The 24,238-nt window shown below is 73.0% G+C and carries 17 protein-coding genes; 2 read left to right on the top strand and 15 right to left on the bottom strand.

Features of this window, described 5'->3' with window-relative positions; all coding sequences use genetic code 11:
* Nucleotides 1-42 precede the first annotated feature (42 nt).
* From ilvD to ACT3SP_RS16640, 8 genes are all read right to left on the bottom strand, one after another.
* The gene (gene ilvD / locus ACT3SP_RS16675) at nucleotides 43-1,875 is read right to left on the bottom strand and encodes a dihydroxy-acid dehydratase (RefSeq protein WP_444588419.1); all 1,833 of its coding nucleotides are present in this window, start codon (nucleotides 1,873-1,875) and stop codon (nucleotides 43-45) included.
* A gap of 191 nt (nucleotides 1,876-2,066) precedes the next feature.
* Nucleotides 2,067-4,409, bottom strand: coding sequence for a GNAT family N-acetyltransferase (locus ACT3SP_RS16670; RefSeq protein ID WP_444588418.1), 2,343 nt, complete (start codon nucleotides 4,407-4,409; stop codon nucleotides 2,067-2,069).
* Between the two features lie 14 nt (nucleotides 4,410-4,423).
* Nucleotides 4,424-5,749, bottom strand: coding sequence for a lysine N(6)-hydroxylase/L-ornithine N(5)-oxygenase family protein (locus ACT3SP_RS16665; RefSeq protein ID WP_444588417.1), 1,326 nt, complete (start codon nucleotides 5,747-5,749; stop codon nucleotides 4,424-4,426).
* Nucleotides 5,746-7,287 carry a pyridoxal phosphate-dependent decarboxylase family protein gene (locus ACT3SP_RS16660; protein WP_444588416.1) on the bottom strand — a complete coding sequence of 514 codons (1,542 nt, stop codon included), beginning with the start codon at nucleotides 7,285-7,287 and terminating at the stop codon, nucleotides 5,746-5,748. Before ACT3SP_RS16660 ends, ACT3SP_RS16665 begins: the two co-directional genes overlap by 4 nt.
* 310 nt (nucleotides 7,288-7,597) lie before the next feature.
* Nucleotides 7,598-9,109, bottom strand: coding sequence for an Asp-tRNA(Asn)/Glu-tRNA(Gln) amidotransferase subunit GatB (gene gatB / locus ACT3SP_RS16655; RefSeq protein ID WP_444588415.1), 1,512 nt, complete (start codon nucleotides 9,107-9,109; stop codon nucleotides 7,598-7,600).
* The gene (gene gatA, locus ACT3SP_RS16650; RefSeq protein ID WP_444588445.1) at nucleotides 9,106-10,614 is read right to left on the bottom strand and encodes an Asp-tRNA(Asn)/Glu-tRNA(Gln) amidotransferase subunit GatA; all 1,509 of its coding nucleotides are present in this window, start codon (nucleotides 10,612-10,614) and stop codon (nucleotides 9,106-9,108) included. Before gatA ends, gatB begins: the two co-directional genes overlap by 4 nt.
* A 43-nt stretch (nucleotides 10,615-10,657) precedes the next feature.
* Complete coding sequence (gene gatC / locus ACT3SP_RS16645) at nucleotides 10,658-10,954, bottom strand: Asp-tRNA(Asn)/Glu-tRNA(Gln) amidotransferase subunit GatC (RefSeq protein WP_444588414.1); 297 nt, start codon at nucleotides 10,952-10,954, stop codon at nucleotides 10,658-10,660.
* Nucleotides 10,955-11,073: 119 nt separating this feature from the next.
* Nucleotides 11,074-11,895: a GNAT family N-acetyltransferase gene (locus ACT3SP_RS16640; RefSeq protein WP_444588413.1), complete on the bottom strand. Its 822-nt coding sequence runs from the start codon at nucleotides 11,893-11,895 to the stop codon at nucleotides 11,074-11,076.
* A 124-nt stretch (nucleotides 11,896-12,019) separates the two neighbouring features.
* On the opposite strand from ACT3SP_RS16640, the gene ACT3SP_RS16635 reads away from it, so the two are divergent.
* Together ACT3SP_RS16635 and ACT3SP_RS16630 are read left to right on the top strand one after the other, a co-directional pair.
* A complete protein-coding gene (locus ACT3SP_RS16635) occupies nucleotides 12,020-12,250 on the top strand; it encodes a hypothetical protein (protein WP_444588412.1) in 231 nt (76 codons plus the stop codon).
* Between the two features lie 119 nt (nucleotides 12,251-12,369).
* A complete protein-coding gene (locus tag ACT3SP_RS16630) occupies nucleotides 12,370-14,652 on the top strand; it encodes a DEAD/DEAH box helicase (protein ID WP_444588411.1) in 2,283 nt (760 codons plus the stop codon).
* 13 nt (nucleotides 14,653-14,665) lie between these two features.
* Here ACT3SP_RS16630 and ACT3SP_RS16625 read toward each other — a convergent pair whose 3' ends face one another.
* From ACT3SP_RS16625 to ACT3SP_RS16595, 7 genes are all read right to left on the bottom strand, one after another.
* Nucleotides 14,666-15,898, bottom strand: a complete 1,233-nt coding sequence (locus ACT3SP_RS16625) for a hypothetical protein (protein WP_444588410.1) — start codon at nucleotides 15,896-15,898, stop codon at nucleotides 14,666-14,668.
* A 166-nt stretch (nucleotides 15,899-16,064) separates the two neighbouring features.
* Nucleotides 16,065-18,647: an NAD-dependent DNA ligase LigA gene (locus tag ACT3SP_RS16620; protein WP_444588409.1), complete on the bottom strand. Its 2,583-nt coding sequence runs from the start codon at nucleotides 18,645-18,647 to the stop codon at nucleotides 16,065-16,067.
* Nucleotides 18,648-18,686: 39 nt separating this feature from the next.
* Entirely contained in the window at nucleotides 18,687-19,811 is a 1,125-nt protein-coding gene (locus tag ACT3SP_RS16615) for a hypothetical protein (protein WP_444588408.1), read from the bottom strand.
* Complete coding sequence (mnmA, locus tag ACT3SP_RS16610; protein ID WP_444588407.1) at nucleotides 19,808-20,920, bottom strand: tRNA 2-thiouridine(34) synthase MnmA; 1,113 nt, start codon at nucleotides 20,918-20,920, stop codon at nucleotides 19,808-19,810. The genes ACT3SP_RS16615 and mnmA overlap by 4 nt, the downstream gene beginning before the upstream one ends.
* Before the next feature lie 123 nt (nucleotides 20,921-21,043).
* A complete protein-coding gene (locus tag ACT3SP_RS16605; protein WP_444588406.1) occupies nucleotides 21,044-22,267 on the bottom strand; it encodes a cysteine desulfurase family protein in 1,224 nt (407 codons plus the stop codon).
* Nucleotides 22,264-23,241, bottom strand: coding sequence for a hypothetical protein (locus ACT3SP_RS16600; protein ID WP_444588405.1), 978 nt, complete (start codon nucleotides 23,239-23,241; stop codon nucleotides 22,264-22,266). The genes ACT3SP_RS16605 and ACT3SP_RS16600 overlap by 4 nt, the downstream gene beginning before the upstream one ends.
* Complete coding sequence (locus ACT3SP_RS16595) at nucleotides 23,238-24,233, bottom strand: vWA domain-containing protein (protein WP_444588444.1); 996 nt, start codon at nucleotides 24,231-24,233, stop codon at nucleotides 23,238-23,240. Before ACT3SP_RS16595 ends, ACT3SP_RS16600 begins: the two co-directional genes overlap by 4 nt.
* Nucleotides 24,234-24,238: the final 5 nt, after the last annotated feature.

Raw genomic sequence — 24,238 nt, 5'->3', positions numbered from 1 at the left:
ACCGCCGCGGCCCCTGCCCGGGGCGGGGGCCGCGGGTCCCGATCAGTCCAGCGGCCGACGGGTCGCGCCGTAGGTCGCCGAGCGCACCAGGTGCGCGTAGACCTTCAACGCCTGGGAGACCTGACGGTCGCGGTTCTCGGGGCGCCAGGGCAGCGCACCCTTCGCCTCACGGCGACGGGCCAGCTCGTCCTCGGGGACGTCGAGCTCGAGCAGGCGCTTGTCGACGTCGATGATGATCCGGTCGCCGTCCTCGATGAGTCCGATCAATCCGCCCTCGGCCGCCTCCGGGGAGATGTGGCCGATGGAGACGCCGCTGGTGCCGCCCGAGAAGCGCCCGTCCGTGATCAGCGCGCACGTCTTGCCCAGGCCCCGCCCCTTGAGGAAGGAGGTGGGGTAGAGCATCTCCTGCATGCCGGGACCGCCCTGCGGGCCCTCGTAGCGGATGACCACCACGTCGCCGGCCTTCACGGTCTTGTCCAGGATCTTCTGGACCGCGTCCTCCTGCGAGTCGCACACCACGGCGGTGCCCTCGAAGTGGAAGAGGTCCTCGGTGATGCCGGCGGTCTTGAACACCGCGCCGTCGCGGGCGAGGTTGCCCTTGAGGACGGCGAGGCCGCCGTCCTTCGTGTAGGCGTGCGGGACAGCGCGGACCACGCCCTCCTCGCCGTCGAGGTCGAGCTCGTCCCAGGTGTTGGTGGTGGAGAAGGCCTGGGTGGTGCGCACCCCGCCGGGGGCGGCGTGGAAGAGCGCCTCGGCCTTCTTCGAGGCGGTGCCTCCGCGCACGTCCCATTCGGCGAGCCAGCTGGCGAGGTCCGGCGAGTGCACGGTGTGGATGGTGTGGTCGAGCAGCCCGGCGCGGTCGAGCTCGCCGAGGATCGCGGGGATGCCGCCGGCGCGGTGGACGTCCTCGACGTGGGCCGTGCCGTTGGGGGCCACCTTCGACAGGGTGGGCACCAGGCGCGAGATGCGGTCGATGTCGTCGAGTCCGAAGTCGACCCCGCCCTCGATCGCGACCGCGAGGATGTGCAGGATGGTGTTGGTCGATCCGCCCATCGCGACGTCCATCGCCATGGCGTTGGAGAACGCGGCCCTGGTGGCGATCGAGCGCGGCAGCACCGACTCGTCGCCGTCCTCGTAGTAGCGGGTGGCGAGCTCGACGATCTTCCGCCCCGCCTCGAGGAACAGCTCCTTGCGGAAGGCGTGCGTGGCCAGGGTGGTGCCGTTGCCGGGCAGGGACAGGCCGAGCACCTCGGTGAGGCAGTTCATGGAGTTCGCCGTGAACATCCCCGAGCACGAGCCGCAGGTGGGGCACGCATTCTCCTCGACCTCCGCGAGCTGCGCGTCGGTCACGGACTCGTCGGCGGAGAGCGCCATCGCGTCGACCAGGTCGATGCGGCCGTCGGTGACGCCCTCGACGGGCTTGCCGGACTCGGAGGGGCCGCCGGAGACGAAGACCACCGGGATGTTCAGCCGCATCGCAGCCATCAGGTGGCCCGGGGTGATCTTGTCGCAGTTCGAGATGCACACCAGGGCATCCGCCGTGTGGGCGTTGACCATGTACTCGATCGAGTCGGCGATGACGTCGCGGCTGGGCAGCGAGTAGAGCATGCCGCCGTGGCCCATCGCGATGCCGTCGTCGACCGCGATGGTGTTGAACTCCTTGGAGATCCCGCCCGCCTCGGCGATCGCCCCGGCGACCAGGTCGCCCATGTTCTTGAGATGGACGTGGCCCGGGACGAACTGGGTGTACGAGTTCGCGATCGCGACGATCGGCTTGCCGAAGTCGCCGCTCTTCATGCCGGTGGCGCGCCAGAGGGCGCGGGCACCTGCCATGTTGCGGCCGTGGGTCGAGGTGCGGGAGCGGAGCTGAGGCATGCCGCCATGCTACGCCGCCATGCGAGACTGCGGTGTCACCATCCGGACAGCGGTCGAGGATCACACGCGGCACGAGGGCTGCTGCCCACGCGCGGGGGGACGTCGCGACGGCGCCCGGGCCCGAACCCTGCGAACGCCGTGCCGGGCGGCAGGGCAGGGCGACGGGCCGGTCCGCCGCCCTGCCCGTGCTCTCAGACCGTCGCCCCGACCCTCGCGACGGGGTTGTCCATGCTCCCGGCGTGGAGCAGGGAGGAGGCCTGATCTCCCAGGTCCACCATCTGCAGGGTGTTGCGCAGCTGCAGACGGTTCAGGCACGAGTGGGCGAAGGAGCCGGCCCGCAGGTCGACGTCCCCGGCGAGTCCGCGGGCGAGATCTGGGTGATCCGCCTCGTACTCGTCCAGCACCTCGGCGACCAGGGACCAGAACCGCTCGGCGGGCAACAGGGAGTCGGCGTCGAGGATCCCGGCGAGATGGCGCAGCACCCCGTCGAACACATCGGTGAAGATCGACAGCGCCTTCTCGTCCCCCGGGACCACGGCGCGCACCCGCTCCCTCCCCTCCGGGAGCGGGCGACGGCCCACCACGGCCATCTCCTCGCCGATGTCCTTGTAGAACGCGCCGACCACCTGTTGCTCCCGCACCCGCAGGATGAGGTTCTCGCCATGGGGCATGACCACCACGTCGTGGGCGAGCAGCGCGTGGACCAGCGGGCGCAGGTAGGCCCGCAGGTACTGCGCGACCCACTGCGCCGGGGCCAGGCCCGAGGCGCGGAGCATCTCACCGGCGAAGGAGCGGTCCTCGTGGTCGCGGTGCAGCAGCGCGGCCATGGTGAAGGCCCGCTCCCCCGCGGCGAGCTGCGGGACGGGGCTCTCTCGCCACAGCGCCGCAAGCATCTTGCGGTGCGGGTTCGTGGTGCGGGTGCGGTGGTAGGCATCGCCCGTGTAGCCGACCGCGGAGCGCTCGCGCAGCACCCGGAACCCCTGCGCGGCGAACTCCGGATCGCTTCCGACGAGGGAGGCGAGCCAGTCGTTGATCGCGGGCGTGTCGCGCATGTAGTGCGGGGAGAGGCCGCGCAGGAAGCCCATGTTCTGGATCGCGAGGGCGACCTTCACAGAGGGCGCCCCGGCGCGAGTGCGGTTGCAGAAGGTGCGCAACGACTGCTGGGGCTGCATCTCGTCGCCGCCCGCGCCGAGGGGCACGAGATCGCCCCGGGCGATGTCGGGGGCGAAGGTGATGGGCAGGCGGTGCTCGGCCTGCCACGGGTGCAGCGGCATGAGCAGATAGCCGGCCGGGTCCAGCCCGCGGCCCGCGAGCCGGGCCGCGAAGCTCTCCCGCTCCTCCGGGGAGAGCGCCCACTGCACGTGGGCCTCCTCGCCGAGTCCCTCGCCGAGTGAGAGGTGCCCGTGCTCCCGGCGCACCGCGACCCACTCGAGCCGGGTGCACCGGCCCTGCTCGGGGGCATAGGTGCGATAGTCCGGCAGGGAGAAGCCGATGCGGCCGTTGTTGGCCAGGAAGCCGGGGTGCCCCTCGGTCATGGCGGCCTCGACCCCCGGCAGGTCCGCCTGCAGGAGATCGCGGGCCGTCGGCCGCTCGCCGCGGCGGGCCGCCTCGAGCGTCGCGCAGCGGGCGGCGAAGGTCGAGGCGAGCTCCTCGAGGTAGGTGGAGAGCAGGTCGTCGGGGATGCCGAGCGTGTCCTGCAGCTCGGCGACGAGGACCTGCACGTCCGGTGCCGTCGGTTCCCCGGCGACGGTGCGGCGGATCGAGGCGGGGTCCACGATCCAGTGCTCGAGCGGGAGCACGCGGGCGGCGAAGGTGTAGCGGACCTCCGTGCCCGGCACGGCGAGCTCCCAGAGTCCGTCGTCGCACCGGGTGGGGGCGAGCACCCGCTCGTGGGACAGCTCGGCGAGCGCCTTGGCGAGCAGCCGGCGGTGCACCTCCTCCCCCACATCGGTGCTCAGGTGGGCGGTCGCCGCGCCGGCGACCGCGCCCTGACCCGCTCCGAGCACGGAGGCGGCGAAGTCCGCCCGCGTGCACACGCTGAGCGCGGCGCGCTTGGTGCCGGTGCCGTCGGGGATCTCCACGTGGCGCAGCACCCGGAAGCCGGCCGCCGCGTTCTTCGCGAGCACGGCGGCGTTGCGCTCGTCGGGCTCGACCACCACGCGGGCGGCGCCGCGCTCGTCGAGGCACCAGCGGAGCACCGCTGCCATCACCACGGCGGTGAGGCCGTGCTCGGGCACGCCGTGCGCCGGAGCGATGAGGAGGTGCATGCCGAGGTCGCCGGGTGCGTGCTCGAGCAGACCCTCGGGCAGGAGGTGACGCGGGTCGTAGGTCTCGACGTGGACCAATGGGACGCCGTCTCGCTCACCGATCCAGCCCTGCTCGTGCGGCGAGGCCGCGACGGCCTCGAGGTAGGTGCGCACGTCCTGGAGGCTGTGCTCGGTCATGCCCCAGAAGCGGGCGCGGGGCGCGGTGAGCCAGCCGTGCAGCAGCTCGGCGTGGGCGGCGGGGTCGAGGGGGTGGAAGGTCAGGTCCATCGTGGTGCTCCTGGTCAGTGCGCGGCGGGAAGGCCGAAGGTCTGGAAGGCGATGCGGCGCTCGATCGGGTAGGGCTCGGCGCCGGTGACGGCGGCGAGGACCGCGGAGGCGCGCCAGGCGCCGAACCCGAGGTCCGGGGCGGTGACGTCGTGGGTGTGCTCCTCGGTGCCCAGCACGTGGACGCGGCCGCGGTCGTCGGTCGTGTAGTCGCGGGACACGTCCAGTCGCCCGGCACCGTCGCGGCGGATCCGGGCGCTGAGCGGGGCGAGCAGCTCGGTGGATCGCGGGCGGTACCCGGTCGCGGCGACGACGGCGCCGGTGCGGCGCTCCGCCGCCTGGCCGGTGAGCCCGTGCTCGAGGTCGAGCACGATCTCGCCGCGGTCGGGGTCCCAGCGGGCGCCGGTCACGGCCGTGCCGGTGAGCAGCTGCGACGGCAGGTCACGGCCCTCCAGGGTGAGGGCGTAGAGCCGCTCGTGGATGTCGTCGATGAGGTCCGCGCTGATCCCCTTGTGCAGGTCTCGCTGCTCGCGGCCCAGTCGGTCACGCACCGGCTCGGGCAGGGAGCGGTGGAGGTCGGTGTACTCGGGCGAGGTCATCTCGAGGGTGAGCTTGGTGCAGTCCATGGGGAAGAACCGCGGGGACCATGTCACCCAGTCCACCCGCGTCCCGTGGGGCACGGCCTCGGCGAGGAGGTCGCGGTACACCTCCGCGGCGGACTGCCCGCTGCCCACGACCGTCACGGAGCCCGCCCCGAGCAGCTCCTCCTTCCGCTCGAGGTACTGCGCGCTGTGCAGGACCGCCGCCCCGCCGTCCTCGTCCTCGAGCTCGGCGAGGGCGGGCGGGAGGTGCGGAGCGGTCCCGACGGCGAGCGCGACATGACGCCCGCGCAGCTGCTCGAACCCGGTGGTGGCGCCGTCCGGGCCGAGCACGGCCAGGGTCACCAGCAGATGGTCGTCCTCCTCCTCGACGGCCACCGCGCGGCGGCGCCAGCGCAGCGATCCCAGCTGCCCCGCGACCCAGCGGCAGTAGGCGTCGTACTCGGCACGCAGCGGGTAGAAGGACTCGCGGATGTAGAAGGCATAGAGCCTGCCGGTCGCCTTGAGGAAGGCGAGGAAGGAGTACGGCGAGGTGGGATCCGCCATCGTCACCAGGTCGGCGAGGAAGGGCACCTGCAGGGTGGTGCCGTCGATCATCACGCCCGGGTGCCAGGAGAAGCCCTCGGATTGGTCGACGAACACGGCATCGACCTCGTCCAGCGGCTCCGCGAGCGCGGCGAGCCCCAGCCCGAAGGGACCGATCCCGATGCCGATCAGGTCGTGGACGCGGACGGGGACGCTCATCGGGTCTCCCCCGCGGCGGCGAGGCGGGTCCCGGCCAGCAGTCCGCGACCGGTCGCACGCACCAGGTCGAGCACGGCGGCGACGTCCAGGATCGTCGCCTCGGGGTTGAGCAGGGTGAGCTTGAGCCAGGAGGTGCCGTCGATCGTGGTGCGGGCCACCATCGCACGCCCCGACTGGAACAGGATCCGGCGGATCAGCGGCTGCAGCTCATCGGCGCGGGCCTCGTCGAGCCCCTCGGGGCGGAAGCGGAAGATCACCGTGCTGAGATCGGTGCTGCCGAGCACGTGCAGGTCCGGGTCGTCCCGGAGCAGCGCGCGCACCTCGGTGGCGAGGTCGCAGACGGCGTCGACCATGTCCCCGATCGCGTCGGGCCCGAGGGCGCGCAGAGTGGTCCACAGCTTGAGCGCGTCGAAGCGTCGGGTGGTCTGCAGGGACTTGTCGACCTGGTTGGGCTCGGCGTCGGCTCCGTCGGCCTCGGCGGCGGGGTTGAGGTAGTCGGCGTGGTGGGCGGTGGCCGCGAGGTCCGCAGGATCACGCACCACCAGGGCGCTCGAGGAGACGGGCTGGAAGCAGGTCTTGTGGAAGTCGACGGTCACCGAGTCGGCCAGCTCGATGCCGGCCAGCAGCCCTCGTCGCGTGGGCGAGAGCAGCAGGCCCCCTCCGTAGGCCGCGTCGACATGGAGCCAGGCCCCGTGCTCGCGGGCCGCCGCGGCGACCTCCTCGAGGGGGTCGATGGTGCCGCGGTCGGTGGTGCCGGCAGTCGCGACGATCGCCATCACGTGGTCCCCCGCCGACTCGAGGGCGTCCAGTCGGGTGCGCAGCGCCGTGGCGTCCATGCGGCCCTCGGCGTCGGCGGGGACGCTGCGCACGGCGTCCTCGCACAGTCCCAGCAGGGTGGCCGAACGGGAGACGGAGAAGTGGGCGGCATCGGTGGTGAGCACCCGCAGCCGCGGCAGCAGCCTCTCCCTCCCGATCTCCGCGATGCGCTCCGCACGGGTCCGGGCGAGGAAGAGTGCCTGGAGGTTCGACTGGGTCCCGCCCGACGTGAACACGCCGTCCCCTGCGGGGAAGCCGATGCGTGCGGCGGTCCAGCGCACCAGGCGCTGCTCCATCAGCGTCCCGACGAGGGACTGGTCGTAGGTGTCCACCGAGCTGTTGATCGCTCCCAGCATCGCCTCCGCGGCCACGGCGGGCAGGACCACCGGGCAGTTGAGGTGCGCGAGATAGGAGGGGTGGTGGAACCAGACGGCGTTGCCGGCGTAGAGCGCATCGGCCTCGCGCAGGGCGGCGGCGCCGCCCACCCCGGGTCCGTCGAGGTCGGGAGCCTCGACGAGCTCCTCGAGGTGAGCGCGGTCCGGGCCGACGGACGGCGCGCGCACGGTCCGGAACCGCTCGGCCACGTCAGCGATCACCTGGTGGAGCAGCTCCTCGTAGGCGTCCGCCGAGCGGGCGGAGAGGAGGCCGCTCCCGGCGGGACCGGGCCGGGACGAGGCGGGCAGGGATGGGACGAGGGCAGGACGCGTGACGAGCGATTCCATGGGACGGGGCCTCCTGGATGCGGCGGGCCGTCCGGACCCGCCTGGGTAAGGATTGCCTACCCTAAGGAGACGTGGGAGGCGTCGTGCAACCCCGTCGAGCGGACGCATGAGAAGCGCCACGGTTCCCCGGAATCGGGCATTTGCCGTGGACAGTCGCGCCTCCGCGTGCCGTCCAGCGTCCCGGGCCATGACCACGCGGCGGGCCGTGGGCGATGGTCAGCGCCCCGAGACGCAGGACGGGCCGCTCCGGTCTGCGGAGCGGCCCGTCCTGGGCGTGGAGTGCGTCGATCAGCCGCGCTGACCCGGCAGATCAGCTCACGCCGAGCTTCTCCATGATGATCTCGCGCACGCGCCCGGCGTCGGCCTGGCCGCGGGTGGCCTTCATGATCGGGCCGATGAGGGCGCCGATCGCCTGCACCTTGCCTCCCTGGATCTTGGCGACCACGTCCGGGTTGTCGGCGATCGCCTGGTCGACGGCGCCGGTGAGGACCGAGTCGTCGGAGACGACCGCGAGGCCCTCGCTCTCCACGATCGCGGCCGGGTCGCCCTGGCCGTCGAGCACCTTCGTGAGGACCTTCTTGGCGATCTTGTCGTTGATCTTCCCGTCGTCCACGAGGCGCTGCAGCTCGGCGACCTGGGCCGGGGTGATCTCGAGAGCGGGCAGATCGATCTCGCGGTCCTTCGCGATGCGAGCCAGCTCGCCCATCCACCACTTGCGGGCGCTCTGGGCGCTCGCGCCGGCGGCGACGGTCGCCTCGATGAGGTCCAGGGCGTCGGCGTTGATGGCGTCGCGCATCTCGAGATCGCTGTAGCCCCACTCCTCGCGCAGCCGACGACGCCGGGCGGCGGGCAGCTCCGGCAGGCCGGCGCGGATCTCCTCGACCCACTCGCGGCTCGGCGCGAGGGGCACGAGGTCCGGCTCGGGGAAGTAGCGGTAGTCCTCCGCATCGGACTTCGGACGGCCCGAGGAGGTGCTGGCGGTGTCCTCGTGGAAGTGCCGCGTCTCCTGGACCACCTTCTGCCCGGCATCGAGCACCCCCGCGTGGCGGGAGATCTCGTAGCGCACCGTGCGCTCGATCGAGCGGAAGGAGTTCACGTTCTTCGTCTCCGAACGGGTGCCCAGCGGCGCCTGGGCGCTCTCGCGCAGGGAGACGTTGATGTCGGCACGCACGTTGCCGCGCTCCATCCTCGCCTCGGAGACCTCCAGCGCCCGGAAGATGTCGCGCAGGGTGCGCACGTAGGCGGCGGCGACCTCGGGGGCGCGCCCCTTGGTGTCCGGGATCGGCTTGGTGACGATCTCGACCAGCGGCACCCCGGCACGGTTGTAGTCGACCTGCGAGTGGGTCGCGCCGTGGATGCGTCCGGTCGCGCCGCCGACGTGGGTGTTCTTGCCGGCGTCCTCCTCCATGTGCGCGCGCTCGATCTCGACCCGGACGATCTCCCCGTCCTCGAGCTCGACGTCGACCCAGCCCTCGTAGGCGATCGGCTCGTCGTACTGCGAGGTCTGGAAGTTCTTGGTCAGGTCGGGGTAGAAGTACTGCTTGCGCGCGAAGCGGCAGCTCTCGGCGATCTGGCAGTTCAGCGCCAGACCGATCCGGATCGCGTACTCCACGGCCCGGCGGTTCACGACCGGCAGCGAGCCGGGCAGGCCCAGCGACGTGGGGGTGATCGCGGTGTTCGGCTCGGCGGCGAAGATGTTCGGCGCGCCGTCGAACATCTTGGTGGCGGTGCCGAGCTCGACGTGCACCTCGATGCCGAGCACGGGGTCGAAGCGGGCGATCGCGTCGTCGTAGTCGACGAGGTCGGGGGTGGTCGCGCTCATCGGGTCGCTCCTCCTGCGGTGACGGCGAGCTCGGGGGCCTTCGCCAGCAGCGGTCCGCCCCAGGCGTCCTCGAGCAGCGCCTCCAGGGCGCCGCCCACCCGGTACAGGCGCTCGTCGGCGCGGGCCGGGGCGAGGAACTGGATGCCGGCGGGCAGGCCGTCCTCGGCCAGGCCCGAGGGCAGTGAGATGCCCGGGGTGCCGGCGAGATTGGCGGGGATGGTGGCGATGTCGTTCATGTACATCGCGGTGGGGTCGTCGACCTTCTCGCCGAGGCGGAAGGCGACGGTGGGCGAGGTCGGTGAGGCGAGCACGTCGACCTGCTCGAAGGCGGCGGTGAAGTCGCGCTGCACGAGGGTGCGCACCTTCTGCGCGCTGCCGTAGTAGGCGTCGTAGTAGCCGGCCGAGAGCGCGTAGGTGCCCAGCAGGATGCGGCGCTTGACCTCGTCGCCGAAGCCGGTGCCGCGGGTGGCCTTCATGACGTTCTCGGCGGTGGGGTGGTCCTCGGGGATCACGCGCAGGCCGAAGCGCATGCCGTCGAACTTCGCGAGGTTGCTCGAGGCCTCCGAGGGCATGATCAGGTAGTAGGCGCCGAGCGCGTACTCGAAGTTCGGGCAGGACACGCGCACGATCTCCGCGCCGGCGCGCTCGAGCTGGTCGAGGGACTCGGTGAAGCGGGCGCGGACCTCGGGGGCGAAGCCCTCGCCCTCGAGCTCCTCGATCACGCCGATGCGCAGCCCCGTGACGTCCCGGCTGCGGGCGGCCTCGGCGAAAGCGCCGACGGGGTCGGTCAGCGAGGTCGAGTCGCGGTGGTCGTGGCCGGCGATGAGCTCGTGCAGCAGCGCGGAGTCCTCGACGGTGCGGGTGACGGGTCCGGCCTGGTCCAGGGAGCTGGCCATGGCGATCAGCCCGTACCGGGAGACGGACCCGTAGGTGGGCTTGACGCCCACGGTCCCGGTCATCGCACCGGGCTGGCGGATCGAGCCGCCGGTGTCGGTGCCGATGGCGAGCGGGGCCTCGTAGGCGCCCACCGCCGCGGCGGAGCCGCCGCCGGAGCCGCCGGGGATCCGATCGCGGTCCCAGGGATTGCGCGTGGGACCGTAGGCGCTGGACTCGGTGGAGGAGCCCATCGCGAACTCGTCCATGTTGGTCTTGCCGAGGATCGGCAGTCCGGACCGGCGCAGAGCGGTGACCAGGGTGGCGTCGTAGGGAGGGATCCAGCCTTCGAGGATCTTCGAGCCGGCGGTGGTGACCTGGCCCTCGGTGACCACCACGTCCTTGACGGCGACGGGCACGCCCGCGAGGCGGTGCAGCTCCTCCCCGGCGGCGCGGCGGGAGTCGATGTCACGGGCGGTGCTCAGCGCCTCCTCGCTGCTGACGTGGAGGAAGGCGTTCAGATCGCCGTCCACGGCGGCGATGCGGTCCAGGTGGGCGCGGGTGAGCTCCTCCGAGGAGACCTCCCCGGCGCTCAGCGCGGCGGCCTGGGCGGCGGCGCTGCGCCGGATCATGTCGGTCTGCGGGGTGTCGTTCCGGGGCGTGTCGGTCACCGGATCACTCCTCTCCCAGGATCTGCGGGACGGCGAAGCGGCCGTCCTGCGCCTCAGGAGCGCCGGCCAGCGCCTGCTCCTGGGTCAGGGTGGTCTCGACCACGTCCTCGCGGAGGACGTTGGTCATGGCAATGGGGTGGGAGGTCGCGGGGACGTCCTCGGTGGCGACCTCGGAGACGGAGGCGACAGCGTCCATGATGGAGTCGAACTCGCCGGCGAAGCGGGAGATCTCCTCCTCGGTGAGCTGGATCCGTGCGAGGTCGGCGAGGCGTGCGACGTCATCTCGTCCGATCGAAGGCATAGCGGCATTCTAGGCCGGGCGACGTCCTGGTGAGGAACGAGCCGGTAGGAGCCCGGCCAGAGGAACACGCCGGGCCACGTCCTGGTGAGGAACGAGCCGGTAGGAGCCCGGCCAGAGGATCACGCCGGGTCGACCGGCGAGGTGCCCACCCGGTAGTGGTAGCCGCCGATCCGGCGGAAGCCGAGGCTGCGGTAGAGGGTGCGGGCCGGGGTGCTGTCGGACTCCACCTCGAGCAGGGCGCGACGGGCTCCCTGCACGTCGGCGAGCGCGAGCAGGGTCCCGGACAGCGCCCGGCCGAGCCCGCGCCGCCGGTGCTCCGGGGCCACGGCGATCATGGTGAGGATCACCAGGGTCTCCCTGCCGGACTCGACGAGGGCGGCGCGGCCCACGGCGGCATCGGGCTCGTCCCCGGCCGGGAGGCGCACCTGGATCGAGGGGGTGCCGGCGAGGATGTCGCGCATCGTCTCGCGCGCCCTGTCGCCCTCGCGCGGGGCGAGATGCCAGGCCGCCTCGAACCACTCCGGATCCAGGGCGCCGGTCGCGATCACGGCTGACGGGTGCGGGCGGGGCAGGCCGCCGGTGAGCGGCAGCTCGAGGATCTCGCTGCCGCCCACGGCACGGTCGCCGCGCGCGGCGAGCAGGGGGTCGAGCCCGTCGGGGCTGACGCCCTCGACGACGCGGTGCACGGGCTGCTCTCCGGCGAGAGCGACCAGGGAGTCCACACGCTCGACGGCGGCTCTCAGCGCGTGCTCGTCCTGTGGGGCCTCGAGCGCGAGGATGCTGTGGGCGCGGCGGGTGATGCCGCGCGAGCGCAGCACGGCGAAGCCGTCGGCGTCCAGACGCTGCAGAGGCCGCCAGCCGGCGATCAGGGCCTCGCCGAGACGGGCGCCGGTCAGAGGGCGCGGCGAGGGGGCGGAGGGTCGTCGATCTCGTCGGGTCACCGGCCGAGCCTACCCAGCCGGGCCTGCGCCGGCGCAGGGGTCGCGGGCCGGTCTCGCGGCGCGGGCCGAGAGGTCCATCCCGGATAGAGTGGTGGGGTCCAGCCGACCACGAAGGGACTCCGACATGTCCGTCGACCCGAACATCGATTATCACTCCCATGATCCCGAGGACGGGGAGGGCCGCTCGGAGGATCCCCGGCTGCGGGAGACCCAGGAGCTCGAGGAGCGCATGCGTCGTGCGCTGGCCACCAAGGACGACCCGCTGCGCGACGGCGAGACCACCTCGGAGCGGCTGCGCCGGCTCGAGAAGGAGAGGGCCGAGGAGAAGGCCGCGGAGGACTCCACGGAGTCCTGATCGAAGGGTCCCGTCCGCGTCCTCGAGGCGCGCGTCCTCTCGGAGCCCGTCCTCGCGACTCCGTCCACATCGGTGCCGCGCCCGTCCCGTCCGTCGGCCCGCCTTGCGACACTGGGACCATGGATCCCCTCGACGCCCCCACCGCCTCCCCCACCCCTGCAGGAGATCCTGACGCGCTGCGGGACGAGGCCCGGCAGGGACTGCGGGCGCTGACCGGACGCTCCGAGGCCGACTTCCACGCCGGCCAGTTCGAGGCGATCGAGGCCCTGGTCGCCCAGCGGCGCAGGGTGCTGGTGGTCCAGCGCACCGGCTGGGGGAAGTCCGCGGTGTACTTCCTGGCGGCGCTCCTGCAGCGACGACGCGGCACGGGACCGGCGCTGATCGTCTCCCCGCTGATCGCGCTCATGCGCGATCAGGTCGCCGCGGCCGAGCGTGCGGGGGTGCGCGCCGAGGCCATCAGCTCGGCGAACCCCACGCACTGGCGGGAGATCGAGCAGCGCCTCGCGACCGACGAGATCGATGTGCTGCTGGTCTCCCCCGAACGTCTGGTCAATCCCCGCTTCCGCGACGAGCAGCTGCCGCGCCTGGTGGAGCGCTGCGGACTGCTGGTGATCGACGAGGCGCACTGCATCTCCGACTGGGGCCACGACTTCCGCCCCGACTACCGCCGGCTGCGGGACCTGGTCTCTCAGCTCGGTCCCGAGGTGCCGGTGCTGGCGACCACCGCGACGGCGAACAGCCGGGTGGTCGCCGACGTCGAGGAGCAGCTCGGGGTGTCGCTGCAGGGCGTCGACGGCGCGTCCTCCGAGGTGCTGACGCTGCGGGGTCCCCTCACCCGGCGCTCGCTGCGCCTGGGCTCGCTGTCCCTGCCGGACGACCGTCAGCGCCTCGACTACCTGGTGCGTCACCTGGACTCCTTCCAGGGCTCGGGCATCATCTACACGCTCACGGTCTCCGCCGCCGAGGACCTCGCGACCCTGCTGAACCGTCCGGACCGCCCGGTGCGCGCCTACACCGGCCGCACGGACGCCGAGGAGCGGGCCCAGCTCGAGGCCGACCTCAAGGACAACCGGCTGACGGCGCTCGCCGCGACCAGCGCGCTGGGCATGGGCTTCGACAAACCGGATCTGGGCTTCGTGATCCACCTGGGGGCACCGAGCTCCCCGGTCGCCTACTACCAGCAGGTGGGGCGCGCGGGCCGCGCGACGGACACGGCGGACGTGCTGCTGCTGCCCGGCGCCGAGGACCGCGCGATCTGGGAGTACTTCGCGACCGCGTCGATGCCCTCGCAGGAGTCCGCCGCCCAGGTGCTCGCCGCTCTGGCCGAGGCCGGGTCCCCTCTCAGCACTCCCGCGCTCGAGGCACGGGTGGACGTGCGCCGCACCCCTCTCGAGCTGCTGCTCAAGGTGCTCGCGGTCGACGGCGCGGTGGAGGCCGTCACGGGCGGATGGATCGCGACGGGGCGCCCCTGGCACTACGACGCCGAGCGCTACGAGAACGTGGCCCGCACCCGGCGCGAGGAGCAGCAGGCGATGCTCGCCTACGAGCGGCTGGGGGGCGAGGGTCATGGGGCCGCGATCCTCGACGCCGACCCCGCGCAGTGCCGCATGGTGTTCCTCGCGCGTCAGCTCGACGACGTCACCGCCGTCCCCTGTGGGCGCTGTGACGTGTGCGCAGGGGCCTGGTACCCCGCCGCCGATGCTCCGGCCGCGGAGGGTTCCGGAGCCGCGGGCCGGGCGGCCGACAGCGAGGTCGCCGCACTGCTGGATCGCGTGGGCGTGCCCGTCGAGCCGCGCGCCCAGTGGCCGCAGGGCCTGGACCGTCTGCAGCTCGGAGCCGACGGGGGGACGCCGCCCAAGGGTCGGCTGCCGCAGGACGAGCGCGCCGAGACGGGCCGCGTGATCGCCCGCATGTCCGACCTGGGCTGGGCCGTTCCCCTGCGGGAGCTGCTGCGCACGGACGAGGACGGCGAGCGGATCGACGCAGAGGTCCCCTCGCGTCTGGGATCGCGCATCGTCGAGGTCCTCGCCCAGTGGGACTGGGAGCGCCGGCCGGCCGGCGTGGTCGCGATCCCCTCGACCACGCGCCCGCGCCTGGTGGGCTCCCTCGCCTCCGGGATCGCCGCGGTCGGTCGCCTCCAGGACCTCGGCGCGCTGGGTCTCGCGCCCGATGCCTCGCCCCTGCGCGGAGCCCGCAACAGCGCCTTCCGCGTCGCCGCCCTGTGGGACCGCTTCGTGGTGACCGCGGAGCTGCAGGCGCGACTGGACGCCTTGGACGGCGCCCCGATCCTGCTGGTCGACGACGTGATCGACACCCGCTGGACGATGACGATCGCCGCACGCCTGCTGCGTCGAGCGGGAGCCGGTCCGGTCCTGCCGCTGGCTCTCGCGCAGGAGGCCTGAGCGACGGCTGGGGTCAGCTGTAGCCGTCCTGCCGCACCGCGAACACCGCGCGGAAGCCCTCTCCCTCGGTGAGCGACCACAGGAGGTCCGGACCGTCCTCGTCCTCCCAGTAGCTCAGTGACTGGCCCCAGGAGACCCACGGGTAGGTGGTGAGCGCCCCCTCGCCGGGCCAGTGGTCGAGGGTCTTGTGCCGTGAGCTGTTGAACCACCAGCGCCCGTTGTGGGAGCCGACACCGTTGAGGTAGTGCAGGGGCACCTCGAGCGCCTCGCTGGCCGTCGTGGTGTCGGCGAAGGTGGGCCCGCCCTCCTGGAAGTCGAAGCGCACCGCGCGGGTCGTGCCCGTGGGGTACTCCTCGCAGTCCTCGCAGCGGTACTCCGTCATGACGATCGACCGGGTCACCCTGTCCAGGGAGACCGTCGACCACACCAGCGGCTCGGTGCCGGCGTCCACCTCGGAGGCGACGGTGCCGACCTGCGGCAGGACGTAGGCGTAGTTGTGGGCGTAGAAGGTCTCGCCCACCCGACCGATCTGGTCCTTCGTGCCGCCGGTGTCCGTGGTGAGGATCCTGCTCATGTCGAACACGCGCAGGCCGCCGGGCGTCGCGGCGGAGTCCGCGACGTAGAGCAGGTCCCCGTACCAGGCGATGCCGCCCGCGTGGATCGGCACGTCCTGGAAGCTGGGCTCCTCGGCGGTCCCGGTGGGTTCGACGAGCAGGATCCGTCGGTACGCGTCGGGATGGTTCGCGTCCCAGTCGATGAGGTTGATGCGGCTGGACTTCGGGGAGTTGTTGTAGAAGCTCACGGCGATCACCTGGCGGCCGTCGTAGCGGCCGTCCCCCGCGGTGCCCACCGCGTCACGGCTGGTGGCGATCCCCTGCGGGAAGGCATCGGGGTCGTTCTCGTCGCTCGTGGCGAAGCGGAAGCCGTGCACCTGGGTGTCGATCACCGTGGCCGGGGTGCGCTCGTGGTTGGCGTCGTCCATGACCTGGCTGACGCTCGCCCGGCCGGCCTGCTCGAGCAGCGCCTCGACCCGCGCGGTGTATTCCGTGTAGTCCGCGGTGAGGCGGAAGGCGGCCGGATCGACGACGGTGGGCGTCGGCGCCGCCCGGGCGGGGGCCAGCGCTCCTCCGGCTGCGCCGAGGGCGCCGAGCAGACCGGCACCCCGCAGCAGGGTGCGGCGGTCGAAGCCGCGGTGCGCCCGCGGCTCGTCGGGGACGGCGGACGGAGTGGGATGCAGGGCGCTCATGATCGAGCAGCCTTCCTCTCGGGTGCGGTGTTCTCCACGTACCGTTCCATCCGCGGCCGGCGGCGTCGAGGGCGCGACCGCAGAACCGTTCGAAAGGACGAGGGGCTCCGCCCGGTCGGACGAGAGGGGCTCCGCCCGGTCGGACGGAGGGCCTGCCCCTCCCGGATCAGTCGGCGCCGTCGCCGCCCTCGCCCTCCGGGGTCCGCTCGGCGCCCTCCGCCGTCAGCTCCGCGTCCGCCTCGTCGGAGCCGTCCGCGCCCACGTCGGGCGGGCCGTTCTCGAGCAGCGCGACGAACCCGGCCTCGTCGAGGATCCTCAGCCCGAGATCGCGGGCCTTGGTCTCCTTGGAGCCCGCGTTCTCCCCGACCACCACGAAGTCGGTCTTCCTCGAGACGGAGCCGGAGGCCTTGCCGCCGCGGGAGATGATCGCCTCCTTCGCCCCGTCGCGGGTGAAGCCCTCGAGCCCTCCGGTGACCACGACCGTGAGGCCCTCGAGGGTCCTGACGAAGCCCTCCTCGACCTCGTCGGCCATCCGCACCCCGGAGCGGGCCCAGCCGTCCACCAGCTCGCGGTGCCAGTCCACCGCGAACCACTCCACGACGGCCTCGGCGATGATCGCGCCGACCCCGTCGGTGTCGGTGAGCTGCTCGACGCTCGCCTCCCGGATCGCGTCCATGGAGCCGTAGGCGGTGGCCAGGGAGCGGGCGGCGGTGGGCCCCACGTGGCGGATGGACAGCGCGACGAGGACGCGCCACAGCGGCTGCTCCTTCGCCTTCTCGAGCTCCGCGAGCAGCACCTCGGTGGTCTTCAGGGCGACCGGCGACCTCTGCTGCTTCCACACCCCGTCACGCTTGTAGTGGCGGAACTGGGGTCGGGACCAGAAGGCCGGCTGGATGCGCCAGTCCCCCGTCGGCTCGCCGTTGCGGCGCTCGGGCTGCCAGACCACCACCTCCTGGAGCGCCTCGGCGGTGAGGTCGAACAGATCCGCGCCGGTGGTGATCACCGGCGTCTGCAGCGCCGGCAGCAGCTCGTCCTCGAGCGCGGTGATGCGCAGCAGCGGGACCCCGTCGGATCCCTGGACCACCTCGCCGTTCTTCACGACCACGAAGGCGTCCTTCTCCGTGTCCTCCACCGCACTGATCGGCAGGTGCACGGCGTGGCCCTCGGCGAGGGCCGCGAGCGCCTCGGCGCGGCGCTTGTCCGGATCGGTGAGCGCGATCGCGCTCTCCTCGCCGAGGGACTCGATGTCGAAGGCGCCGCGGGAGCCGGCGTGCTCGACACGACCGGTGACCTGTGCCGGGCAGTCGCGCTGGTTGGGGCAGCGCCAGTCCTTGTCGCCCTCCTTCTCGGGGCGGATCTCCGTCCCGCAGGCGGGGCACGAGGTCGGCATCACGAAGGGGCGCTCGGTCCCGTCGCGCAGGGACTCGACCGGTGCCAGGATCTCGGGGATCACGTCCCCGGCCTTGCGCAGCACGATGGTGTCGCCGATCAGCACGCCCTTGCGCTCGACGTCGAACTGGTTGTGCAGGGTGGCCTTCTCGACCGTCGATCCCGCCACGCTCACCGGTTCCATGATCCCGAAGGGGGTGACCCGGCCGGTGCGCCCCACCTGCACCTGGATGTCCAGCAGCTTGGTGGTGACCTCCTCCGGGGGGAACTTCACCGCGATCGCCCAGCGCGGGGCGCGGGAGGTGGAGCCGAGCGCCCGCTGCTGGGCGAAGGAGTCGACCTTGACCACGATCCCGTCGATCTCGTGCTCGAGGGAGTGGCGCTGCTCGCCGCGCTCCTCGACGTAGGCGAGCACCTCCTCGATCGAGTCGGCGACCTTCAGGTGGCCGCTGGTGGGCAGGCCCCAGGAGGCCAGCAGCTCGTACATCTCGCTCTGGGAGCCCACCGGCGGGTCCGGCCAGGCGCCGAGGCCGTGCACGGTCAGGCGCAGCGCCGCCAGGCGGGCCTCCCCCGCCTCCCGCTCGAGACCGCTCTTCTTCTCGAGCTGCTGACGCAGGCCCCCGGCCGCCGTGTTGCGCGGGTTGGCGAAGGTGGGGAAGCGGCGCAGCGCGGCGAGCTCCTCGCGGCCCTCGTCGAAGGGACGCCGCCCGCTCCCCTGCCGGGACTCCCAGCGGGCACGGGACTCGGCGACGGCGCGGTCGCGCAGCTCCACCTGGAGATCGTTGAGACGCTCGAAGTCCGCCGAGGGCATGTACACCTCGCCGCGCACCTCGACCAGCGCCGGATGCCCCTCGCCCGCGAGGCGCTGCGGGATCCCCTCGAGGCGCAGGGCGTTGACGGTGACGTCCTCGCCGGTGCGGCCGTCTCCGCGGGTGGCGGCGGTGACCAGCGCGCCGTGCTCGTAGCGGAGGTTGATCGCGAGCCCGTCGATCTTCAGCTCGGCGAGATAGCGAATCTGGCCGCCCAGCTCCGCGGCGGCGTGCGCGCACCAGTCCTCCAGCTCCTCGGTCGAGAAGACGTTGTCCAGGCTCTGCATCCGCTCGGCGTGCTCGATCGTCGGCAGCCCGGAGGCGGCGGCCCCGCCGACGGTCCGGGTCGGCGAATCGGCGGCGGCCAGCTGCGGATGAGCCTCCTCGAGGGCGCGCAGCTCCTTCTCGAGCTCGTCGTACTCGGCGTCCGCCATGGTGGGCGCGTCGTGCTCGTAGTAGTCCGCGCGCGCCTGCTCGATCTGCGCGGTGAGGGCGGCGATGCGCTGCTGCGCGGAGTCGTCGGCGGTGCGGGGGTCGGGCGCGTTCGTCATCACCCGGACATTGTGACGCACCGGTGGGTCGGCCGAGCCTCAGGCGGCCAGGCGCTCCGCCCAGGAGGGGGCGAGCCGCAGCAGCGCCTCGAGCGCCGCCTCGTCCAGCAGGGTGGAGGCCGCGGGCTGCGCGGACGGATCCACGAGGCCCGTGTGCAGGGCATGGGAGGCACCGGTGTGCGCGATCACGGCGACCCCGGCGGCGTCCGCGTCGGAATGCCCCAGACGACGCCAGGTCTCGAACATCATCTCGAGCTCGGGGCCCAGCAGCCCCCCGGGACGGGGGTCGACGACGATCTCGAAGGCGCAGCCGTCGTCGCAGGCCGAGGCGATGCCCTCCCAGAGGGCGCGGCCCTCGGGGCTGGTCAGCGGCGGCAGCCGGCGCGGGGCGATGGCCATCCGTCGGGCGCCCGCGTCGCGGGCCGCGCGCAGCAGGGCGATGTCGGCGCCGACGCCGAGGGTCACGGACTCCGCAGGCAGGCCGTACTCCTCGAGAGCGACGAACAGGCACCTCCACAGCACCCCGATGTCCGGGGCGGGGATGGGGGCGTAGCGTCGCCGGCCGGACGGGGTGGGGATGCGCCCCTCGTGGACCGCGGCCACCGCGTCCTCGCGCAGCAGCACGTGCAGCGGTGCTCCGGGCACCCGTTCGTGCAGGGTCGAGAGGTGCTCCACGAGCCCCTCGGCCAACAGCATCGGCAGGTCGCGCACCGCACCGGGATCGGCGAGGGTGCGCTCCCCCGACTGCAGGAAGGTGGCGCCGGCCAGCGTGGCGGGGCCCAGAGCGGACGTCATCAGCGGCCCCTCGTATCCCAGCAGCGCGATCCGGGCCGCGTCGAGCATCCGCTCGCGCAGCTCGCGGGCGTGCTGCCAGGCGAGCCCCGTGCCGGTGCCGAGGCGCCAGCCGTAGCTGACGAGGTCGCCCGTGGTCTCGGCGAGCAGCGCCAGGGTGGCCGGGAGCAGGTGGTCGGTCTCGTCGAGGCCGAGCGCCGAGGGCAGGTAGAGCCGGGTGGCGATCTGGTCCTCGAGGTCGTCGCCGAGCAGGGCGCGCAGACGCGTCAGCGCCGCCAGGTGCGGGTCGTCGGGCAGGTCGAGGCGCAGGGACTCCGCGGGCGTGGGCGCCCGGAAGGTGCCGTCGCCGGTGAGGGTGACCAGGGGTCTCATGAGCGGCGCTCCAGGGTGGCGGCGGCGAGGACCCGGTCCCCGTCGTACAGGACGAGGGTCTGGCCGGGGGCGACGCCGCGGATCGGGGTGGCCAGCTCGACACGCAGCGCGCGGGAGGAGCCGGGGGACGGGGAGGCGGAGCTGGTGGAGGGGACCTCGAGGAGGCGGGCCGGGGTCGCCTCGCCGTGGGCGCGGATCTGGGCGTGCACCGCGCGCCCCTCCTCGAGCGGCTCGAAGGAGATCACGTCGGTGGCGACCAGCTCGCGGGTGGAGAGCAGCTCGGCGGCGCCGATCACGACCTGGCGGGAGGCGGGATCGATGTCGACGACGTAGCGGGGGGCGCCGTCGGGGGCGGGCTGCTGGATGCCCAGGCCCTTGCGCTGGCCGATGGTGAAGCCGTGGGTCCCGCGGTGGGTGCCCAGCACCGCCCCCTCCGCATCGAGGACCTCGCCGGGCGCCTCGCCGAGGTGACGCTCGAGGAAGCCGCGGGTGTCGCCGTCGGCGACGAAGCAGATGTCGTAGCTGTCGGGCTTGGTGGAGACCCCGAGACCGCGCGATCGCGCCTCGGCGCGCACCTCGGCCTTGGTCGCGTACTCGCCCAGCGGGAACAGGGAGCGTCCGACGGCGTCGGGGCCCATCACCGCCAGCACGTAGGACTGGTCCTTGTCCATGTTGCGCGAGCGGTGCAGGGACGGCGCCCCACCCGGGCCGTCGGTGCGGATCGAGGCGTAGTGGCCGGTGCACACGGCGTCGAAGCCCAGCAGGGAGGCGCGCTCGAGCAGGGAGGCGAACTTGATCCGCTCGTTGCAGCGCACGCACGGGTTCGGGGTGCGGCCGGCCGCGTACTCGGACAGGAAGTCCTCCACCACCAGGTCGTGGAAGTCGTCGGAGAGGTCCCACACGTAGTAGGGGATGCCGATGCGGTCCGCGGCCCGACGGGCGTCCGAGGCGTCCTCGACGGTGCAGCAGCCACGGGATCCGGTGCGGGTCTGGTCGCGGTTCTTCGACAGGGCCATGTGCACGCCGACGACCTCGTGGCCGGCCTCCGCGGCGCGCGCCGCGGCGACGGCGGAATCGACCCCGCCGCTCATCGCTGCCAGCACCTTCATGCGCTCGTCCCCTTCCCCGGTCCTCGTCGCGGGATCCGCGGTCGTCGCGGGTCCTGCGCATCGAGTGTACGGAGATGCCCGGGTGCGGTGAGCGTGCGCGGACGTGAGATGGGCCCCGTCCGCTCAGCGGTGCAGGGCGCCGACGGCGCGCGAGCGCGCGAGCGCCTCCGGGAGCGCGGCGAGCAGGATCTCCACGTCCTGCGCCGAGCTGGTCCAGCCCAGCGAGAGGCGCAGCGCACCGCGGGTCTCCTCGTCCGAGTGTCCCATCGCGGCGAGCACCGGGCTCGACTGGACCACCCCGGCCGAGCAGGCGGAGCCGGCCGAGGAGTCCACGCCGCGCTCGTCGAGCAGGAACAGCAGGGAGTCCGCGTGCGCGCCGGGGAAGAGGACATGGACGATGTGACCGGACTGCGGAGAGTCCTCGGGCAGGGTGAAGCGGGCGTCGGGGTCGATCTCCCGGATCCCCGAGCGCAGCCGTGCCGCGAGCTCGTGCACGCGACGGGCCTGCTCCTCGCGCTCGGCCAGGGTCTCCCCCAGGGCGGCGGCGAAGGCCGCGGCGTGCGGGGCGTCCAGGGTCCCCGAGCGCACACCGCGCTGCTGACCGCCGCCGGTGCTGAGGGCCGCGAAGGGCACGGCCGGCTTCGCGATCAGGGCACCCACCCCCACCGGGGCGCCGATCTTGTGCCCGGTCAGGGACATCAGGTCGACGTCCTCGAAGGAGGGAGGGCGCATGTGCCCCAGCGCCTGCACCGCGTCGGTGTGCAGCAGGGTGCCATGGGGGCGTGCCGCGGCGGCCAGCGCGGGGAGGTCCTGCATCGCACCGGTCTCGTTGTTGACCAGCGCCGCGCTGAGCAGACCCACCCTGCCGTCCGCGAGCGCCCGACCGATGCCCTCGGGGTCCAGCACGCCGGCGCTGTCGACCCCCAGCTCACGGACCTCGAGCGGAGCGGCGTCCGCGGCGAGGGACCGGGCGGTGGCCAGCACCGCGGGATGATCGGTCGCGGCCACGGCGACGGCGGTGCGGGATGGGTCGCGGGAGAGCAGACCGAGCGGCACGGCGCGCAGGGCCAGGTTGTCCGCCTCGGTGCCGCCGGAGGTCATGATGACCCAGCTGCGCGGGACCCCGAGCAGGGCCCCGATCCGCTCGAGCGCCTCGTCGAGCACGGCGCGGGCGCGCCGTCCCGCGGCGTGGGTGGAGGACGGGTTGCCGTGCACCGCGGCGGCCTCGAGGAAGGCCTCCCGCGCCGCGGGGCGCAGCACGGTCGTGGCCGCGTGGTCGAGATAGGCGCGGCCCGCGGCGCCGGTGCGGTTCACGGGCTGGCCCGCGCCCTGGTCCTCGGCGCTCACCACGGCTTCGCGGGATCCTGCTCGGAGCCGCCGTCGTCCTCGCCCTCGCCTCCCTGGGCGTCGCGATTGCGCTCCTCGAGCTCGTCGTCCTTCTGGTCCTCCTCCGAGGGGCCGTCGGTGGGCGCCTCCTCCTCGGGGCCGTCGCCCTCGGGATCCTCCCGGGTGGGGTCGCCGGGGTCCTGCTGGCTGGGGTCCCCGCCCTGCTCGTCGCCGTCGCCGCCCTGATCCTCGCCGCGCTCGTCGGGATCGTTGCCGGCCTCCTCGTCGGCCTCGCGGCGCTTCTCCTCGACGCGTTCCCCGTTCTCCTCGGTGGTCTCGGAGTCCTCGTTCCCGGCGCCGCCGCCCTCGCCCTCGCCGTCGCCCTCGCCGCCTCCGCCGCCGCCGGCGCAGGGGGCGAGCAGCTCCTCGGCCTCGAAGAGTCGGTCGGCCCGCTGCTGAGGATCCTCGATGAGGTCGGCCTGACGCTCGATGGAGATCGCGAGGTTGTTGATGATCTTGCACTGGGCGTGCATCGGGGAGTTCAGGTCGCTGTGGTCGTTCCACTCGTCCAGGGCGGTGCGCAGCTCCTCCTCGGCGGCGGCGTCCTCGCCCTGCTGCAGCAGGGACGTCCCGGTGGACAGGTGCGGGAGGTAGGGCTCGAACCAGTTGGCGAACTCGACCGGGCGCAGTCGCTCGACGGCGGCGGGATAGTCGCCGTCCTCGTAGGCGCTGAGATGGGTGGCCTGGGTGATGGGCATCGAGAGGAACCGCAGCGCCAGCAGCGCCAGCACCGCGAGGGCCGGGGCCAGGATCACGAACACGATGATCCGCGTCAGCCGCAGCCGCTTCACGTTCAGACCGAAGTCCTTGGGGCTGCCGCTGTCGTCCTGGGCGAGGTCCGGGGAGGTCGGCCCGACGTCGTCGGAGCGCCCCTCGGGCCCGGCGGCGCCCTGCGGGTCCTCGGTGCGCGGGCCCTGCGCCAGCGGTGTGCTCATCTCTGCGCTCCTCCGACGTCATAGCGGTCCAGCTTGCGCGGCAGCCGGTAGGTCATCTCGCCGAGCTCCCAGATCAGCAGGGCGGCCAGCGGTATCGCGGCGACCCAGTACCAGTCCTCGAAGCTCGCCACCCCGCGGCGGGACTCGATCGGGACCGGGCGCAGCGTGATCCCCTCCATCGTGCCCTCGATCTCCGCCTCGGGGTCGTCACGGTGCAGATAGGGTACGCCGAGCTCACCGGCGATGGTCTGCAGCTGCTCCTCGTCGATGACGGAGACGCCCTGCTGGCCGTCGGGACCGGTGATGTACTCGCCGTCGTCGGTGCCGCCCTCGACCTTCATGGGTCCGCCCTCGGCGGTGCCGTAGCCCAGCACCGCGCCGCCGTCGATGAAGCCCGCCGCCTGCTCGAAGGACTCCGACTCCCTGTCGTCGGTGTTCTCGCCGTCGGAGAGGAAGTAGACGAGCACGCTCGAGTCGGGATCCTCGCGCTGGGCCTCGGAGATCTGGACCATCAGGGTGGTCAGCGGTCGATCCACGTTCGATCCGGTCGAATACGCGGTGGGCTCGGTGGTGAGCGTGTCGATCCAGGCGCGCGCGGCCCCGGCGTCGGTGGTCAGCGGGAGCTGCTGGGTGGCGGAGGAGTCGAAGGCGATGATCGAGTAGCGCGCGCCCTCGGTCATCCCCATGATCCGTTCCATGTCCGCCGTGACGCCCTCGAGCCGCGGCTGCTCGCCCGCGTAGTCCTCGGCGTTCATCGATCCGGTGCGGTCCACGACGAAGAACACGTTGGCGTTCATCCGCTGGGTCTGCTCCCCCTCGATCGGCGTGACCGGGCGCAGGGCGACCACGAGCAGCAGCAGCACCATCAGCAGGCGTCGGCCCCAGGCGGCGCGCTGCCGCGGGCGGCGCACCAGCAGCACCGCGCACAGGGTCAGCATCGTGCCGAACAGCGGGATCGTGGCCCACAGGGGCAGGAGGTGCTCGAAGTGCATCAGCG

Origin of the sequence: Brachybacterium sp. AOP43-C2-M15, assembly GCF_052446295.1 — a bacterium.
Classification (GTDB): Bacteria; Actinomycetota; Actinomycetes; order Actinomycetales; family Dermabacteraceae; genus Brachybacterium.
Note: the sequence above shows the minus strand (reverse complement) of the source record. Positions and strands in the feature narration are given on the sequence as shown.